General features: G+C 63.2%; 17 protein-coding genes. 9 read left to right on the forward strand and 8 right to left on the reverse strand.

Annotated features, from left to right (window positions below; genetic code table 11):
* Positions 1 to 96 precede the first annotated feature (96 nt).
* The 3 genes from D9R08_RS12480 to D9R08_RS12490 are packed head-to-tail and all read left to right on the forward strand — an operon-like array spanning position 97 to position 3,636.
* A complete protein-coding gene (locus D9R08_RS12480) occupies positions 97 to 1,269 on the forward strand; it encodes a M20 aminoacylase family protein (protein WP_121898396.1) in 1,173 nt (390 codons plus the stop codon).
* Between the two features lie 16 nt (positions 1,270 to 1,285).
* Positions 1,286 to 2,452, forward strand: coding sequence for a M20 aminoacylase family protein (locus D9R08_RS12485; RefSeq protein WP_121898397.1), 1,167 nt, complete (start codon positions 1,286 to 1,288; stop codon positions 2,450 to 2,452).
* Positions 2,453 to 2,472: 20 nt separating this feature from the next.
* Entirely contained in the window at positions 2,473 to 3,636 is a 1,164-nt protein-coding gene (locus D9R08_RS12490) for a M20 aminoacylase family protein (protein WP_121898398.1), read from the forward strand.
* Between the two features lie 60 nt (positions 3,637 to 3,696).
* Here the strand turns inward: D9R08_RS12490 and D9R08_RS12495 are convergent, their stop codons facing one another.
* The gene (locus tag D9R08_RS12495; protein WP_147450675.1) at positions 3,697 to 4,047 is read right to left on the reverse strand and encodes a hypothetical protein; all 351 of its coding nucleotides are present in this window, start codon (positions 4,045 to 4,047) and stop codon (positions 3,697 to 3,699) included.
* Positions 4,048 to 4,124: 77 nt separating this feature from the next.
* Between D9R08_RS12495 and D9R08_RS12500 the strand changes: the two genes are divergently transcribed.
* Positions 4,125 to 4,661, forward strand: a complete 537-nt coding sequence (locus D9R08_RS12500; RefSeq protein ID WP_121898400.1) for a TetR/AcrR family transcriptional regulator — start codon at positions 4,125 to 4,127, stop codon at positions 4,659 to 4,661.
* Between the two features lie 82 nt (positions 4,662 to 4,743).
* Here D9R08_RS12500 and moaA read toward each other — a convergent pair whose 3' ends face one another.
* Positions 4,744 to 5,754 (reverse strand): GTP 3',8-cyclase MoaA, encoded by a 1,011-nt coding sequence (moaA, locus tag D9R08_RS12505; protein WP_121898401.1) that lies wholly within the window; start codon positions 5,752 to 5,754, stop codon positions 4,744 to 4,746.
* A gap of 87 nt (positions 5,755 to 5,841) precedes the next feature.
* On the opposite strand from moaA, the gene D9R08_RS12510 reads away from it, so the two are divergent.
* The gene (locus D9R08_RS12510) at positions 5,842 to 6,279 is read left to right on the forward strand and encodes a hypothetical protein (protein ID WP_121898402.1); all 438 of its coding nucleotides are present in this window, start codon (positions 5,842 to 5,844) and stop codon (positions 6,277 to 6,279) included.
* 4 nt (positions 6,280 to 6,283) lie between these two features.
* Here the strand turns inward: D9R08_RS12510 and D9R08_RS12515 are convergent, their stop codons facing one another.
* Together D9R08_RS12515 and D9R08_RS12520 are read right to left on the reverse strand one after the other, a co-directional pair.
* On the reverse strand, positions 6,284 to 7,567 hold the full coding sequence (locus D9R08_RS12515) for a DUF3422 family protein (RefSeq protein WP_121898403.1): 1,284 nt from the start codon (positions 7,565 to 7,567) through the stop codon (positions 6,284 to 6,286).
* A gap of 264 nt (positions 7,568 to 7,831) precedes the next feature.
* A complete protein-coding gene (locus D9R08_RS12520) occupies positions 7,832 to 8,593 on the reverse strand; it encodes an SDR family NAD(P)-dependent oxidoreductase (RefSeq protein WP_121898404.1) in 762 nt (253 codons plus the stop codon).
* A 255-nt stretch (positions 8,594 to 8,848) separates the two neighbouring features.
* On the opposite strand from D9R08_RS12520, the gene D9R08_RS12525 reads away from it, so the two are divergent.
* From D9R08_RS12525 to D9R08_RS12540, 4 genes are all read left to right on the forward strand, one after another.
* A complete protein-coding gene (locus D9R08_RS12525; protein WP_121898590.1) occupies positions 8,849 to 10,429 on the forward strand; it encodes a Re/Si-specific NAD(P)(+) transhydrogenase subunit alpha in 1,581 nt (526 codons plus the stop codon).
* A gap of 11 nt (positions 10,430 to 10,440) precedes the next feature.
* Positions 10,441 to 11,958: an NAD(P)(+) transhydrogenase (Re/Si-specific) subunit beta gene (locus tag D9R08_RS12530; RefSeq protein WP_121898405.1), complete on the forward strand. Its 1,518-nt coding sequence runs from the start codon at positions 10,441 to 10,443 to the stop codon at positions 11,956 to 11,958.
* A gap of 171 nt (positions 11,959 to 12,129) precedes the next feature.
* Complete coding sequence (locus D9R08_RS12535; protein ID WP_121898406.1) at positions 12,130 to 12,597, forward strand: hypothetical protein; 468 nt, start codon at positions 12,130 to 12,132, stop codon at positions 12,595 to 12,597.
* A 115-nt stretch (positions 12,598 to 12,712) separates the two neighbouring features.
* The gene (locus D9R08_RS12540; RefSeq protein ID WP_121898407.1) at positions 12,713 to 13,183 is read left to right on the forward strand and encodes a Dps family protein; all 471 of its coding nucleotides are present in this window, start codon (positions 12,713 to 12,715) and stop codon (positions 13,181 to 13,183) included.
* Between the two features lie 57 nt (positions 13,184 to 13,240).
* On the opposite strand, the gene D9R08_RS12545 is transcribed toward D9R08_RS12540, so the two are convergent.
* The 4 genes from D9R08_RS12545 to D9R08_RS12560 are packed head-to-tail and all read right to left on the reverse strand — an operon-like array spanning position 13,241 to position 15,451.
* Positions 13,241 to 13,510, reverse strand: a complete 270-nt coding sequence (locus D9R08_RS12545) for a DUF1289 domain-containing protein (RefSeq protein WP_121898408.1) — start codon at positions 13,508 to 13,510, stop codon at positions 13,241 to 13,243.
* A 22-nt stretch (positions 13,511 to 13,532) separates the two neighbouring features.
* Complete coding sequence (hemP, locus tag D9R08_RS12550) at positions 13,533 to 13,736, reverse strand: hemin uptake protein HemP (RefSeq protein WP_233557449.1); 204 nt, start codon at positions 13,734 to 13,736, stop codon at positions 13,533 to 13,535.
* 21 nt (positions 13,737 to 13,757) lie between these two features.
* On the reverse strand, positions 13,758 to 14,930 hold the full coding sequence (locus D9R08_RS12555) for an acetoin utilization protein AcuC (RefSeq protein ID WP_121898409.1): 1,173 nt from the start codon (positions 14,928 to 14,930) through the stop codon (positions 13,758 to 13,760).
* Positions 14,927 to 15,451, reverse strand: a complete 525-nt coding sequence (locus D9R08_RS12560) for a glutathione peroxidase (RefSeq protein WP_121898410.1) — start codon at positions 15,449 to 15,451, stop codon at positions 14,927 to 14,929. Before D9R08_RS12560 ends, D9R08_RS12555 begins: the two co-directional genes overlap by 4 nt.
* Between the last annotated feature and the right edge of the window lie 94 nt (positions 15,452 to 15,545).

Below are 15,545 nucleotides of genomic sequence, written 5' to 3' on the forward strand. Positions count from 1 at the left end.
AGTGTAGAAGATGCTGCCGCGCGGATCCGTCCGACCCCGCGCGCAGCCACCAAGATGCCCGCAACCCGTGGGCGCCATAAAAGGGAGAAGACATCCATGCCCGTGAAAAACCGCCTGGCCGAGCTCCATCAGGAAATCACCGCCTGGCGCCGCCAGATCCATGCCAACCCGGAGCTGCAATACGATCTGCCGAAGACCACCGCGCTGGTGGAGGCGCAGTTGAAGGCGTTCGGGTGTGATGAGGTTGTCACCGGCATCGGGCGGTCGGGTATCGTGGGGGTGATCCGCGGCAAGACGGACACGGTCGGGGCCTGTGTCGGCCTGCGCGCGGATATGGATGCCCTGCCGATGACCGAGGAAACGGGGCTGGATTATGCCTCCGCCACGGAGGGGAAAATGCATGCCTGCGGCCATGACGGGCATACCGCGATGTTGCTGGGGGCGGCCAAGTACCTGGCCGAAACGCGGAATTTCGACGGCACGGTTTGCGTGATCTTCCAGCCGGCGGAGGAAGGCGGCGCGGGCGGCAAGGCGATGGTCGATGACGGAATGATGGACCGGTTCGGGATCAGGGAAGTCTACGGCATGCATAATGAGCCGGGTCTGCCGGTCGGGGAATTCGGCGTCTCTCCGGGCCCGATCATGGCGGCCGCCGACGAGTTCGAAGTGCGGATCGTTGGCCGGGGCGGCCATGCGGCGCAGCCCCATAACACGATCGACCCGTCGCCCGCGGCCTGTGCCTCGGTCATGGCGCTGCAAACCGTGGCTAGCCGCAATGTCGACCCGCTGAAACAGATCGTCGTTTCGGTCTGCACGATCAAGACAAGTTCCGAGGCGCATAATGTCATTCCGAATTCCGTCCTGTTGCGTGGCACGGTCCGCACGCTGGACGAGGATATCCGCGACATGGCCGAGGTGCGGGTGATCGAGATCCTGCAATCGACGGCGGCGGCGTATGGATGCAAGGCCGAAATCACCTATCACCGGGGCTATCCGGTGACCGTCAATCACGAGGAAAACGCAATCATCGCCGCCGAGATCGCCGAGGCCGTCGCCGGGAAGGGCCGCGTGCATTACGGGCGGCCGCCGCGCATGGGGGCCGAGGATTTCAGCTATATGCTGCGGGCGCGGCCGGGGGCGTTCATCAATGTCGGCAATGGGGAGACCGCACGGGTCCACCATCCGGAATACAACTTCAACGATGACGCGATCCCTTACGGGTGCAGTTTTTTCGCGGAGCTGGTGGAGCGTCGGATGCCCGCCGCCTGACAAGGAGCCTGTCACGATGCCGATCAAGAACCGTTTCGCCGAATTGCTGCCCGAAATCACCGCGTGGCGGCACGACATGCATGAACACCCCGAGATCATGTACGATCTTCCCCGCACCGCCGGGATGGTTGCCGAGAAACTGCGCGCTTTTGGTTGTGACGAGGTGATCGAGGGCATCGGGCGGACCGGCGTTGTCGGCGTGATCCGCGGCAAGGCTCAGGGGTCGGGGCGCGCCATCGCGCTGAGGGCGGACATGGACGCGCTGCCGATCCATGAGCAGACCGGGCTCGACTATGCGTCGAAAACGCCCGGCGCGATGCATGCCTGCGGCCATGACGGGCATACCGCGATGTTGCTGGGGGCCGCGAAGTATCTGGCCGAGACGCGCAATTTCGATGGGACGCTGGTCCTGATCTTCCAGCCCGCCGAGGAAGGCGGGGCCGGAGCCAAGGCGATGATCGACGACGGGTTGATGGACCGCTGGCAAATCGATGAGATCTACGGCGTTCACAACGCGCCCGGCATTCCGGTGGGTGAGATCGCCACCTGCGCGGGCCCGCTGCAGGCCTCGTCGGACGAGTTCGAGATCGTCGTGACGGGCAAGGGCGGACATGCCGCCGAGCCGCATAATGCGGTCGACACCACGCTCGTCGCGGCGCAGATCGTCGTCACGCTCCATACGATCGTGTCCCGCAATATCGACCCGCTGGCGCGCGTGGTACTGACCGTTGGCACGTTCAGCACCGATTCGAGCGCGTCCAACGTGATCCCTGATACCGCGCGGATGGAGGGCACCGTGCGCTGTCTCGATCCCGGGATGCGGGGGCTTGCCGAGGCGCGCGTGCGTCAGGTCGCCGAAGATACCGCCCGCGCATTCGGCGCGCAGGCGGAAGTCATATGGACGCCCGGATATCCCGTGACCGTGAACGACGCGACATCGGTGGCCCGCGCCGCCGAGGCCGCCCGGGCGGTCGGCATGAAGGTGGACGACACCGCCCGTCCGATCATGCCGTCGGAAGATTTCTCCTATTTTCTGGAGAAACGGCCCGGCGCCTATCTGTTTCTCGGCAACGGCGACACCGCCCATTGCCATCACCCCGCCTATAATTTCAATGATGAAGCGATCCCCTATGGGTGCAGCTTCTTTGCCGAACTGGTCGAGCGCCGGATGCCCGCCGCCTGACCCCAACAGGAGACCACAAGATGCCCGTCAAGAACCGCTTCGCCGAATTGCTGCCCGAGATCACGGAATGGCGGCGCGACCTGCATGAAAACCCCGAGATCCTGTTCGAGACGCACCGGACCTCTGCGCTGGTGGCCGACAAGCTGAAGGAATTCGGCTGCGACGAGGTGGTCACGGGGCTTGGCCGTACCGGTGTCGTCGGGATCATCAAGGGCAAGACGGACACAAACGGCCGGACGATCGGATTGCGCGCCGATATGGACGCGTTGCCGATCCACGAAGAAACGGGCGTGCCCTATGCCTCGAAAACGCCGGGCGCGATGCATGCCTGCGGCCATGACGGCCACACGGCGATGCTTCTGGGAGCTGCGAAGTATCTTGCGGAAACCCGGAACTTCGACGGGACCGTCGCGGTGATCTTCCAGCCCGCCGAAGAGGGCGGCGGCGGCGGCAAGGAAATGGTCGATGACGGGATCATGGACAGGTTCAAGATCGACGAGGTCTACGGGATGCACAACTGGCCCGGCCGGCCCGTAGGCTCGTTCTCGATCCGGCCGGGCGCGTTCTTCGCGGCCGCGGATCAGTTCGATATCTATCTGACCGGCAGGGGCGGGCATGCGGCCAAGCCGCAGGATACGGTGGACACCACCGTCATGGGGGCCCATGTGGTTCTGGCACTGCAGTCGATCGCCAGCCGCAATGCGGACCCTGTGAAGCAGGTCGTGGTCAGCGTCACCTCCTTCACAACCGGTTCCAACGCCCACAACGTCATTCCAGAAACCGTGCATCTGAAGGGTACGGTGCGCACGATGGACCCGGATATTCAGGACATGGCCGAGAAACGCCTGACGGAGATCGCCGAAGGCACTGCGGCGATGATGGGCGGTGTCGCCAAGGTGGACTACCGGCGCGGCTACCCGGTGATGGTGAATTCCGAGGAACAGACGGACTTCGCCGCCGAAGTCGCCAGATCGGTCTCCGGCGGATGCGATGACGCCCCTCTGGTGATGGGCGGCGAGGATTTCGCCTTCATGCTCAACGCCCGTCCCGGCGCCTATATCCTTGTCGGCAACGGCGACACCGCAAATGTGCACCACCCGAAATACAACTTCAATGATGAGGCGATCCCGGCGGGCTGTTCATGGTGGGCGGAGATCGTCGAACGGCGGTTGCCCGCGGCGTGAGGGCAGCTGGCGAAAGTTCACTCCGAGCCCATACTTGACGCGTGTGCGACGATGTTTGGGTTACGCTCCGAGCAAGGCCATGATGGTAACTACTAACAAGATGACCCATCCGGGATGTCGCCCGCGTGTCGCCCAGAAATTACCGATTGCGCCGGTCGCGTAAAGGAAAACGACACCGCAAACAAAGACACGTCTCAGGGCGTCATCGAGGAAATAGGGCGTTGCAATCAGGACCAGCCCTCCTGCCAGCCAGTAGAGCGTGCTTAGCTGAAAGACAGCCTCATTCACACGTCGAATCTGCGCTGTTCCCCCAGCAAGTTGGGGAAGAACGATCTTGTGCCCAAGATAACCGTGAATGATTGCTACCAATACTCCTCCAACGCCGGCTCCTACGAGTAGAAGGTCGTTCATGTCATTCTCCATACACATCTGTATGGTGTCTAATAGGGGATCTGGCGGCTGTCAATACAGTAGTGTATGTTAAAGATATGAAATCCCAGCTTAAGAAAACCGACTGGCTTGATCTTGGTCTCAAGACTCTGGCCACTTCAGGCGCAGTCGCCTTAAAGGCAGCACCACTTGCCGAAAGGCTTAGTGTGACCCGGGGCAGCTTTTATTGGCACTTCGAAGACATCGACCAATACCATTCCGAACTGCTTGAATACTGGCGCGAGCGAATGACCACGGATGTCATAGCGGCAAACGACTCCGACGACCCGGTGGACAAGCTATCGGCACTTTTGAACAGAGCGTTCTCCGATACGTCAGGTATCGAGCGCGCGATACGCGCGTGGGCAATTCAAGACGAAAAGGTCGCGCAAGTTGTCGGAATTGTGGATCAGGAGCGCATAGAACACATCAGGAAACTCTTGCTCTTGAACGGCGTCGTTGGTTCAGAGGCGCATTCGCGTGCAATTCTGCTTTATTGGACCTATGTCGGCAGACAGGTTACTTTCACGAACCGCGGCGAGAAAGTGAACCGGACAGTACCAGCCCTGATCGAACGAATGATCGTCGGCCCTTGAAGCGGCGTTTGTGACTAACGGCAGCTTCGTCCGCCAACCGGACCTGCGCGGAAAGACTTCGGCGCCCGCGCGCCCGCGCCGTCTATCCCCCGGTATGACTCATATGGCGGCTGACCTGGCCGTCGACTTTCTGACGGGAATAGTCGAAATCATGGCCCTTCGGTTTTCGGGCAATGGCGGCGCGAATGGCGTCTTCAAGCGCGGCGTCATCCGCTGAGGCCCGGAGCGGGGCGCGCAGATCGGCCATGTCTTCCTGACCCAGACACATGTAAAGCTCACCGGTGCAGGTCAGCCGCACCCGGTTGCAGCTTTCGCAGAAATTATGGGTGAGCGGCGTGATAAAGCCGATTTTCTGGCCTGTTTCCTGCAACTGCACATAGCGGGCCGGTCCGCCGGTGCGTTCGGCCAGGTCGATCAGCGTGAAGCGCTCCGCCAGACGCGCGCGCAGATCCTTGAGCGACCAGTATTGATCCAGCCGGTCTTCGTTGCCGAGATCGCCCATCGGCATCACCTCGATGAAGGTGAGATCCATGTCGCGGCCGGCGCACCACTCCTGCAAGCGGAACAACTCGTCTTCGTTGAAGCCCTTGAGTGCAACGGCATTGATCTTGACGCGCAGTCCGGCCTTTTGCGCCGCGTCGATGCCGTTCAGCACCTGCGGCAGGCGGCCCCAACGGGTGATCTGGGCGAACTTCGCCTCGTCCAGCGTGTCGAGGGAGACGTTGATACGCCGCATCCCGGCGGCATGAAGATCGCTTGCGAAGCGGCCAAGCTGGCTGCCATTGGTGGTGAGCGTCAGCTCGCTCAACGCGCCACTATCCAGGTGACGTGTCATGGCGCGGAAGAATGTCATTATATCGCGGCGGACAAGCGGTTCGCCACCGGTGATCCGAAGCTTCCTGACGCCGAGCCGGATGAAGGTGGAGCACATCCTGTCCAGCTCCTCCAGGGTCAGGAGTTCCTTCTTCGGAAGAAACGTCATGTTTTCCGACATGCAGTAGACGCAGCGAAAATCGCAACGGTCGGTGACCGAGACGCGAAGGTAGTCGATGGCGCGGGCGAACGGGTCGATCAGGGGGGCGTGTGTGTTCATGGCGCAAAGCGTAATCCCGGCAACAGACCGCCGCAAGCCATGATCGAACCGTTGATGCCGGGGGCCATCGGGCCTAGGCTCGGGCGCATGACAAAATGGATTGCACCGGTTCTCGTGATGTTTGCCCTGACGGGATGCACCCAGGGCCTCGACCTCTTCCGGGGCGGGGATGCAGGCCCCTCGGCGGCGCGGTCGCCGGATGGCGAGACACTCCGGCCGATGGTACGGCCGTCCGCGGAGGAGGATCTGCCCCCCGATGACGGCCCGCAGCCCGTCCGGGATGCCGGCGGCGAGACCATCGCCAGTCTTGGCGACCCGAGCGAGCCGGGTCTCTGGCTCCGCACGCCGCTGGTCAGTACCGAAAGGCAGGGCCGTATCACCACCGAAAGCGGCGCGTCCGTCGCGGTGAGGCTGATCCCGATCGCGGGGGCAACCGGGGCGGGCAGCCGCATTTCACTCGAAGCGATGCAGGCGCTTGGCGTGTCGCTGACGGATCTGGTGCCGCTGACGGTTTCGCTCGGCTGACCGGTCAGTCCATCGAGCGTCTGATCGCGCGGACCACCAGCCAGACAGCGATGACCACGGGCAGGGCCACCAGCGCCGTCAGCAGGGTCTGCGAAAGCCCGGCGTTTTCGGCGATCGGCTGGGTGAGGTAGACCATGAGGTTCACCGCGTAATAGCTGATCGCGACAACCGAGAGCCCCTCGACTGTCTTCTGCAATCGCAGTTGCAGATCGGCGCGTTTGTCCATGCTTTCCAGAAGTGCCTGGTTCTGGGCCGAGCGGTCCACATCGACCCGGGTGCGCAGCAGATCCCCCGCCCGGAGCGCCCGGTCGGTCATCGATTGCAGACGGCGTTCCGTTGCCTTGATCGTGCGCATGGCCGGGTCGAACCGGCGCATCATGAACTCTCCGAAGGTCTGGCGGCCCCGGAACCGTTCCTCCCGCAACACCTCGATCCGCTGGTTGACCAGAGCTTCATAGGCCCCGGTTGCGCCGAAACGGAAGGTTGACTGCGCCATCTCGTTTTCCAGTTCGGCTGCGATGGTCAGTAGCCTGCTCAGCGTTTCGTCCGGCCGGCTGAGATCGCCGGTCATGTCGCTGACCAGCGAGGTCAGATCCTGGTCCAGTTCGGACATGCGGCGGCTGATCTGGCGCGCACGCGGCAGGCCCAGCATCGACATGGTCTTGTAGGTCTCGATCTCGCAGACCCGTTGAAGGATCCGGCCCACCCGGCGGTCGCCGATATCGGGCCGGCAGAAAATGACGAAATGCATGTGCCCGGAACTGGCGATACGGAAATCCCCCGCAATGATCGCGGCGTCATCCAGAACATGGCTGACGGCAAGGCTTTCGGGGACGAACCATTCGTGAAGCTGCGCCACGATTTGCTCGTCATCCTCCGGCGCATCGGCAATGCGGATCTGGGCCGAGGTGATGCGCGCGCCGGGCGCGGTTTCCAGCCAGTCATCGGGAAAGATTTCCCAGATCGCGGGATCGAAGGCACGCCCGCCATTCCCGTCCAGAAAGGCGGTATAGGTCACGAATTCGGTGTGCTGCTCCCATTTCAGATGAAACTTGCCCAACGCGCCGAAAAAATGCGTGGCGTTTTCGGGCGGGTGCTGTGCGCCGAACCGGTCCAGCAGTTCGATCAGATGGGCGCGGTCCAGCGCGCGATCCCGCTTGGCCGCGTCCTTGGGTTGCTTGATCGCCAGAAACGCGGCCTGCCCGGGGCAGTTCAGCGCCGGAAAGGGGCGGGCGTGAAGCTCGTTGGCAAGCGTGTAGCGCAGGGGGTGGTCTTCGATGGGCGGCATGGGACGGGGTCGCTTTCGCTGCGGGGTTCACATTCGACGTAGCAGAAACTGTCACCAAGTAAACAAAAAATACCAATGAAATTAGTGGGTTGGTGGCGCACAATGGTATACCGAAACGCACCCTCGGGCCGCAAGGGCCGGTCTCCTGCTGGAAAATCCGCCGAAACTGCGACGGGGATGCATCCGCGTCCGGGGGGAATGAGACAGCGGGGACGGTGGCCGCAAAGCCGCACAGCGTCACGTCCCGGGGCACGAAACGTGGGGTCAGGAGACCTGGCCACCCGCGATCTGGATCATCTGGCCGTTGACGCTGCGCGCGCTGTCGGAACACAGCCACATCGCGGCGCCGGTGATCTCAGCGACATCCAGAAGCGTCTTGTGGCGGTTGCCGCCGGCCAGGTAGGCGCGCGCCTCGTCGACGGATATGCCCCGGCGCGCGGCGATGTATTCGGCATTGCGGGCGACGATGGGCGTATCGACATAGCCGGGGCAGAGCGCGTTGAAGGTGATATTGGCGCGCATGTATTCCTCGCTCAGCCCACGCATCAGCCCGATGACGCCGTGTTTCGAGGCGGTGTAGGCCAGCGCGCCTTTCAGCCCGCGCACCCCGGCGATGGAACTGATCGCGATCATCCGGCCCCAGTCTCCGGGCCCGAGCGTGGCCATGGCGGCCTGCACGGTCACGAACACCCCGTCGAGATTGGTCGCCATGATCCTGCGCCAGTGGCTCATGTCGATATCGGCGAAGGCCAAGGGTTCGGCGATGCCGGCATTGGCCACGCAGATGGCGACGGGCCCGCGCGCTCGGGCGGCGGCTGCGATACCATCCCTGACCGACGCCTCGTCGCTCACATCCATCTGCAGGGGGTGGAGGCGCGGATGGGCCGTGGCGGCATCTTCCAGCCGGTTCAGGTTGCGGCCGGTGATCGTGACGTTGGCGCCCGCCTCCGCAAGCGCCTGCGCGATGTCGAGGCCGATGCCGGTGCCGCCGCCGGTGACAAGGGCGTGGCGTCCTTCATGTTCCATAGACAAGACCTTTCGCCGAGTTTCCGCGATGCTAGCGGTCCCGACGCCACGCACAAGAGATAGGCTATCTTACGCAGCGGCATGAGGTGGCGCTGGACATTCCAAAAGGCTGACGCATTTATGCGTTGGATCGGCGGGCAGGGCGGCGGATCACATGCCGAGGGCAATTTTCTGTCGTGCGTGCAGCCCGTTGTGAAAGATTTGGCAAGTTGCTAAACGGGTGTTCGGCAACCTGCAGCGATATGAGGGATGACAGTGAAAATAGGCGCTCCGAAAGAGGTTGGTCAGGGGGAATCGCGGGTCGCGATGACGCCGGACTCGGCATTGCAGCTGCAGAAACTTGGCTATGACTGCGCGATTGAAACAGGCGCGGGGCTGGCGGCCGGGTTTTCCGACGCGCTTTACGAGGAAGCGGGCGTCGAGATCATCAAGACACCCGCGGGTCTCTGGAAAGCGGTCGATATCATCGCCAAGGTGCGCCCGCCGACCGAGACGGAAGCCAAGCGTCTGAAACACGGCCAGTTGCTGATTTCCTTCTTCTATCCGGGACAGAACGAGGCGCTGATGGAACTGGCCAGATCCAAGGGCGCGAGCGTGATCGCGATGGATATGGTGCCGCGTATCAGCCGGGCGCAGAAGATGGATGCGCTGAGCTCCATGGCCAATATCGCGGGCTACCGCGCGGTGATTGAGGCGGGCAACAATTTCGGCCGTTTCTTCACCGGGCAGGTGACGGCGGCGGGCAAGGTGCCGCCGGCCAAGGTGCTGGTGGTGGGCGCAGGCGTGGCCGGGCTGGCCGCGATCGGCACCGCGACCTCGCTTGGCGCGATCACCTACGCCTTCGACGTGCGCCCAGAGGTGGCCGAACAGATCGAGAGCATGGGCGCGGAATTCGTGTTTCTGGAGTTCGAGGAGAGCGGCCAGGACAGTTCGTCCACCGGCGGCTATGCGGCCCCGTCCTCTCCTGAGTTCCGCGAAAAGCAGCTGGAGAAGTTCCGCGAACTGGCGCCCGAGATGGACATCGTCATCACCACGGCACTGATCCCGGGGCGCGATGCGCCGGTGCTCTGGACCAAGGATATGGTCGAGATGATGAAACCCGGCTCCGTGATCGTGGATCTTGCCGCCGAACGGGGCGGAAACTGCGAGTTGACGGAGAAAGACGAGAAGATCGTGAGCGATAATGGCGTGACCATCATCGGCTACACGGATTTCCCGAGCCGGATGGCGGCACAGAGCTCGACGCTCTATTCCACCAATATCCGCCATATGATGACCGACCTGACACCGGAGAAAGACGGGCAGGTCAAGCACGACATGGAAGATGACGTGATCCGGGGCGCGACCGCCGTCCATGACGGCGAGATCACCTTCCCGCCGCCGCCGCCCAAGGTCGCGGCGATCGCGGCCGCGCCCAGGAAGCAGGCCGCCAAGGACCTCACGCCGGAAGAGAAGCGCGCGCAGGAACTGGCCGCCTTCAAGAGCCAGACCAAAAGCCAGGTGACCCTGCTCGCCGTGGGTGCCGCGCTGGTGCTCGGGGTCGGCCTGATCCCAGGCATGCCGGCCAGCTTCATGCAGCATTTCATCGTGTTCGTGCTCAGCGTGTTTATCGGCTTCCAGGTGATCTGGAACGTCGCGCATTCGCTGCACACGCCGCTGATGGCGGTGACCAACGCGATCTCCTCGATCATCATTCTGGGCGCGCTGATCCAGATCGGATCATCCTCGGTGCTGATCACGATCCTGGGCGCGCTCGGGATTTTCATGGCCTCCGTCAATATCTTCGGTGGTTTCCTCGTGACACGGCGCATGCTCGCCATGTTCCAGAAATCCTAAGGGGCAGGGCAATGGAAAACGCATTCACGATCGCGGCCTATGTCGTCGCGGGTATCCTCTTCATCCTGTCGCTTGGCGGTCTGTCGGGCCAGGAAAGCGCCAAGCGCGCCGTCTGGTACGGCATCGCGGGCATGGCCATCGCGGTCTTCGCCACGCTTGTCGGCCCGGGTTCCGGCCTTTGGGTGATTTCTCTGGTCCTGATCGCGCTTGGCGCGGCGGTAGGCTACCAACTGGCCACGCGGGTCGAGATGACCCAGATGCCGGAACTGGTCGCGATCATGCACAGCCTTGTCGGGCTGGCGGCGGTCTTTGTCGGCTTCAACGCCGACATCATGATCAACTATATCGGCAATATCTACGAAGCCGAGGGCCTTGTGATGGGCGCCGTGGGCGAGGATGGCGTCACCGCCATCGGCCTGCCGCGCGAGATCTACGAGGGGCTGTCCTCCTTCGCGCAGCTGATCGCCAAGAAATCCACTGTCGAGATCGGCATCCTGCGGGTCGAACTGGTGCTTGGCATCTGGATCGGCGCGGTGACCTTCACCGGCTCCGTCATTGCCTATGCCAAGCTGGCGGGCGGCTCCAGCCTGCTGCCGTTCCAGGTCGATACCGGGGCCAAGCAACTGCCCGGCGGTCACCTGCTGAACGCGGCGGCGGCGGGTTTGTCGGTACTGTTGCTGGTCGTCTATCTGTCCACGGGCGGGTCCTGGGCGCTGTTGTTGCTGGCGCTGGCGGGGCTGTTCATCGGCTATCACCTGATCATGGGGATCGGCGGCGCAGACATGCCCGTCGTGGTGTCGATGCTCAACAGCTATTCCGGCTGGGCGGCGGCGGCCATCGGCTTCAGCCTCGGCAACGATCTGCTGATCGTGGTCGGCGCACTGGTCGGGTCCTCCGGTGCGATCCTGTCCTACATCATGTGCAAGGCGATGAACCGCAGCTTCGTTAGCGTCATCCTCGGCGGTTTCGGCGGGACTAGTGGCCCGGCGCAGGAGATCGAGGGGGAACAGATCGCTATCGATGCGGACGGCGTGGCCAGCGCCCTGAACGAGGCCGACAGCATCGTCATCATCCCCGGATACGGCATGGCCGTGGCGCAGGCCCAACAGGCGGTCAGTGAATTGACCCGCAAGCTGCGCGCGCAGGGCAAGACCGTGCGCTTTGCGATTCACCCGGTCGCGGGCCGTCTGCCGGGGCATATGAACGTGCTACTGGCCGAGGCCAAGGTGCCCTATGACATTGTGCTGGAGATGGACGAGATCAACGATGATTTCCCCAATACCGATGTGGCCATCGTGATCGGCTCCAACGACATCGTGAACCCGGCGGCGCAGGACGACCCGAACAGCCCCATCGCGGGCATGCCGGTGCTGGAATGCTGGAAGGCCAAACAGGTCTTCGTTTCCAAACGGGGGCAGGGGACCGGCTATTCCGGTATCGAAAATCCTCTGTTCTTCAAGGAAAACACCCGGATGTTCTATGGCGATGCCAAGGCGTCGCTAGATAGTCTGCTGCCGAAGATCGGCTGAGACCGGAAGAACAGCGCACATGCAAAAGCCCCGTTTGCCGCCGGGGCTTTTTGCGTGCCCGGCGCGCGCCCGCCACGCATGCGCGCGCGCTTTGAGCCCCCTGCGACCGGCTTGCATATTGCATGGCTCCGATTATCTGATAATAATAGTCGGAATTGGAAAGTTCTGCCCATGCTTGCCCGTTTGACACCGCTCTCCACCCCTGAAACCGGCCTTCCGCGCCGCGCCCTTGCTCTGCCGCTGGAGCCGGATACGAAACGCGAACTGGCCTGGCTTCGTGTCGCCGGGGCGCGATGCCGGGTGATGCGGCGCAGCGATCTGTTCCATGCATGTGCGGTGCTGAGCCTGTCGGGCGAACAGGCGGCCCTGGCCTATGCGCAGGCGCTGTTTCGTGCACTGCCCGGTCTTTTGCCGGGCGGTCTTCGGCTTTATGCGCCGGGCGATGCGCAGGTGTCATTCGATGAGGCATGGCTGCTGCAATTGCTGAATCGCGCGCGCGCCGGCGATCTCGACAGCCTGACCTTCCTGATCGGACGACGCATAGCGCCACATGCGCGGCGGCAGGTCGCCTTCCTGATCCAGCGGCTGGCGGCAACAAAGGAAATACGGGGGCAGTCGGTCGAAAAAAACTGTGCATGAGCTCGGTTTTTTCGATCTTCGCTCTCGACAGTTTTTAGAATGGCTCTAAAATGGTCTGCATCGCCAGCCAGCCATAGAGCCAGCCCGCCCTGACCTGAAGAAGAGGATGTAAGACATGACGCAACCAGCAGCCCAGATGAGCCCGAGCGCGCAAGAGGCCATTGTCGAGGCGCTGACCCAGGGCCTGTCCGAGACGGCGGTGACCACGATGCTGGCGCAAAATTTCCACTGGAACGTGACCGGCATGGCGTTCGGCCCGCTGCACGCCCTGTTTCAGGAGATCTATGAGGACCATTTTGTCGCCCAGGACGATCTGGCGGAAAGGATCAAGGCATTGGACGGGCATGCCCTGGGCCAGCTTTCCGCGATGCTGGATCGCTCGAAGGTGGATGAACATGATGGCCACGCGGATGCCACGACCATGGTGTCCGCATTGCAAAAGGCCCAGGAAACACTCGCCGCGACCCTTGCGGAAGCAGGTGCGCTGGCCGCTGAGCATGGCGACACGCTGACCGAGGATCTGTGCATCTCCCGCGGGCAGGCCCACGAGAAGTTCGCCTGGATGCTGCGCGCCCATCTGCGCTGAGCAAGGCGCCCCTTCGGACAAGCAAAAGCCCCGGCCGGATGGTCCGGGGCTCTTGTGTCAGGCCGCGCCCTTGATCTGTTTGCCAAGACCAAGCGGCGCCTTCGCCTTCTTTTTCTTGCATTTGCGGAGATAGGCCGGTTCCCAAGCGGAGAACTTGCCCATCACATCCTGTTGCGCAATCAGCATCTTGATGAAGGCCTCCTGATGGCTGGCCTTGCTCAGGGTCTTGTACATCGATTTCTGGGCTTCCGTCATGGAACACCCGATGCAATGCCCGCCACGGCGGAACTTGCAGACATCGATACAGGGGCTGGGATATTTCGACATGCCTGGCCTCGTTCGCGCGAAACTATTTGGTCAGAATCAACTTGCCCGCCCGCGTGATGCGCAGCGTGTAAGTCTTGTCGTCCAGCACGATCAGCGCGGTGGAGTTCTCGGCCCCGGTCAGCACGCGCGCATCATGCACGGGCATGTCAGGCGCGGGGAGGCGCGGCGTCGCCGGGTCGGGCGCGACGGAGGAATGATAGGTCATGGGGGTCTCCCGGTTGCTCATGATTCAATCCTGAGCAAAAGACTAAGACATGTCAATCCTGAGTTTTTCCCTCGGAATAAACCCGCGCGCTGCAGGGCGGGTGCGCAGATGCGCGACACGGTCGCGGAGAGGCGCGCGGACCGGCCCGGGTCTGGGCGTGTCGCGGAGGGTGGTGAACCAGTGTTCCGGCGGGGATTTCCCGGCGCGGGCATTTTCCCAACGAAGCGCGCGCAGGACTTCCTCGGCCTCCAGTGTCACCCGCTCGGGGATGTCGTGGCCGTTGAGCAGAGCCCAGATGCCGGTCCAAAGCCGCCCGACGGACCAGGGGTTGTAACCTCCGCCGCCAAGTACCAGCAACCGGTGCACATTCAGGGCTATCAGCCCGCGTAGCACGTCCCAATGGGCGTTGTTTGACAGCGCCAGGCGGGAAAGCGGGTCTTCGGCAACCGCATCGGCCCCGCATTGAAAAACCAGCGCGTCGGCCCCGAAAGCGGCGACTGCGGGCAGGATCAGCGCTTCGCGGATATGGGCCATTTCGCTGTCATTGAGATCGCGCGGAACCGGCAGGTTCAGGCAATTGCCGCCGCCATCCTCCTCCAGCGCGCCGGTGAAGGGCCAGCGCTTCTCTTCGTGGACCGAGATCAGCAGCGTGTCGGGGTCGCCCGCAAACCCGGCCTCCACCCCGTCGGCATGATGGGCGTCGATATCCACATAGGCGATCCGGCGCGCGCCCGCGCGGCGCAGCGACAGCATGGCCAGAACCGGATCGTTCAGGTAGCAGAACCCGCCCGCGCGGTCGGGCATTCCGTGATGGGTGCCGCCGCCCGGATGATAGATCACGCCGCCGCCGGCCAGCAATTCTCCGGCCAGCAGAGAGGCGCCCGCCGCGGTGCAGGGGCGGCGAAACATCTCCGGATAGACCGGGTTTGACACCGTGCCCAGCCCATGGCGTTCGCGCACCGCCTCGCTGACCGCCTGATCGCGTTCCGCCTGCTCCAGGGCGGAGATATAGGCGGGCGTGTGCCAGATCCGAAGCGCTTTCGGTTTGGCGCGTGGCGAGGTGCGGTATTGCACCTCCGGCAGCCAATCCATCGCCCGGGCCAGATCCATCACCGTGGAGACGCGCGGCACCCGCAACGGATGCCACCGTCCATAGCTCGACCCGCGGTAGATTTCGGAGCCGAGAAAAAGGGGCAGGGTGCGGGGCGGGGTCACCGGGCCAGCAGGGCCTCGACATCGGCGCGGATCCGCGGGCCCATGGGGTTGGCGAGGCTGCCGTAGCTGGCCACCAGCGCGCCGTCGGCATCCAGCAGCACCTTGTTGAAATTCCAGCGCGGCACCACATTGTGATCGTCCCGCAGCCAGGCATAGAAAGGGTGCGCCGAGGCGCCGGTGACCGGTGTGATCACGGTCATCGGCAGATCGAGATTGAAATTGATGGCGCAGAAGTCGCGAACCTCGTCATCGCTGCTCAACTCCTGCGCGAAATCGTCGGACGGGACCGCGAGAACGACCAGCCCCTCGTCGCGGTACTCGTCATAGAGAGCTTGCAACGCGTCATATTGCGGGGTGAAGGCGCAAAGCGACGCGGTGTTTGCCACCAGAACCGGCTGCCCGCGCCATTCATCGGTGCTGTAGCTGCCGCCGTCGATCGAGTCGAAGCGGAAGGTTTCCGCGGCCAGCGCAGGCAGGGCGGTCACACAGGCCAGACAGGTCAGGATAACGGCACGGCGCATCGGAGGGGTCCTTTCGTCGTGCAAGACCTAAGCCGGGAGGATCATGGGTCAAGCACGCCACACATAGCGGCGCAAGAATCATTTTACCCGCCCC

Origin of the sequence: Rhodophyticola porphyridii, assembly GCF_003688285.1 — a bacterium.
Lineage (GTDB): Bacteria > Pseudomonadota > Alphaproteobacteria > Rhodobacterales > Rhodobacteraceae > Rhodophyticola > Rhodophyticola porphyridii.

What these genes read in the sequence shown, in the direction of transcription:
- D9R08_RS12540 (WP_121898407.1), top strand. Translation starts at nt 12,713, where the DNA reads ATGACGCAACCAGCAGCCCAGATGAGCCCGAGCGCGCAAGAGGCCATT.
- D9R08_RS12500 (WP_121898400.1), top strand. Translation starts at nt 4,125, where the DNA reads ATGAAATCCCAGCTTAAGAAAACCGACTGGCTTGATCTTGGTCTCAAG.
- D9R08_RS12530 (WP_121898405.1), top strand. Translation starts at nt 10,441, where the DNA reads ATGGAAAACGCATTCACGATCGCGGCCTATGTCGTCGCGGGTATCCTC.
- D9R08_RS12515 (WP_121898403.1), bottom strand. Translation starts at nt 7,567, where the DNA reads ATGCCGCCCATCGAAGACCACCCCCTGCGCTACACGCTTGCCAACGAG.
- D9R08_RS12495 (WP_147450675.1), bottom strand. Translation starts at nt 4,047, where the DNA reads ATGAACGACCTTCTACTCGTAGGAGCCGGCGTTGGAGGAGTATTGGTA.
- D9R08_RS12490 (WP_121898398.1), top strand. Translation starts at nt 2,473, where the DNA reads ATGCCCGTCAAGAACCGCTTCGCCGAATTGCTGCCCGAGATCACGGAA.
- moaA (WP_121898401.1), bottom strand. Translation starts at nt 5,754, where the DNA reads ATGAACACACACGCCCCCCTGATCGACCCGTTCGCCCGCGCCATCGAC.
- D9R08_RS12545 (WP_121898408.1), bottom strand. Translation starts at nt 13,510, where the DNA reads ATGTCGAAATATCCCAGCCCCTGTATCGATGTCTGCAAGTTCCGCCGT.
- D9R08_RS12480 (WP_121898396.1), top strand. Translation starts at nt 97, where the DNA reads ATGCCCGTGAAAAACCGCCTGGCCGAGCTCCATCAGGAAATCACCGCC.
- D9R08_RS12485 (WP_121898397.1), top strand. Translation starts at nt 1,286, where the DNA reads ATGCCGATCAAGAACCGTTTCGCCGAATTGCTGCCCGAAATCACCGCG.
- D9R08_RS12520 (WP_121898404.1), bottom strand. Translation starts at nt 8,593, where the DNA reads ATGGAACATGAAGGACGCCACGCCCTTGTCACCGGCGGCGGCACCGGC.
- D9R08_RS12510 (WP_121898402.1), top strand. Translation starts at nt 5,842, where the DNA reads ATGACAAAATGGATTGCACCGGTTCTCGTGATGTTTGCCCTGACGGGA.
- D9R08_RS12560 (WP_121898410.1), bottom strand. Translation starts at nt 15,451, where the DNA reads ATGCGCCGTGCCGTTATCCTGACCTGTCTGGCCTGTGTGACCGCCCTG.
- hemP (WP_233557449.1), bottom strand. Translation starts at nt 13,736, where the DNA reads ATGAGCAACCGGGAGACCCCCATGACCTATCATTCCTCCGTCGCGCCC.
- D9R08_RS12535 (WP_121898406.1), top strand. Translation starts at nt 12,130, where the DNA reads ATGCTTGCCCGTTTGACACCGCTCTCCACCCCTGAAACCGGCCTTCCG.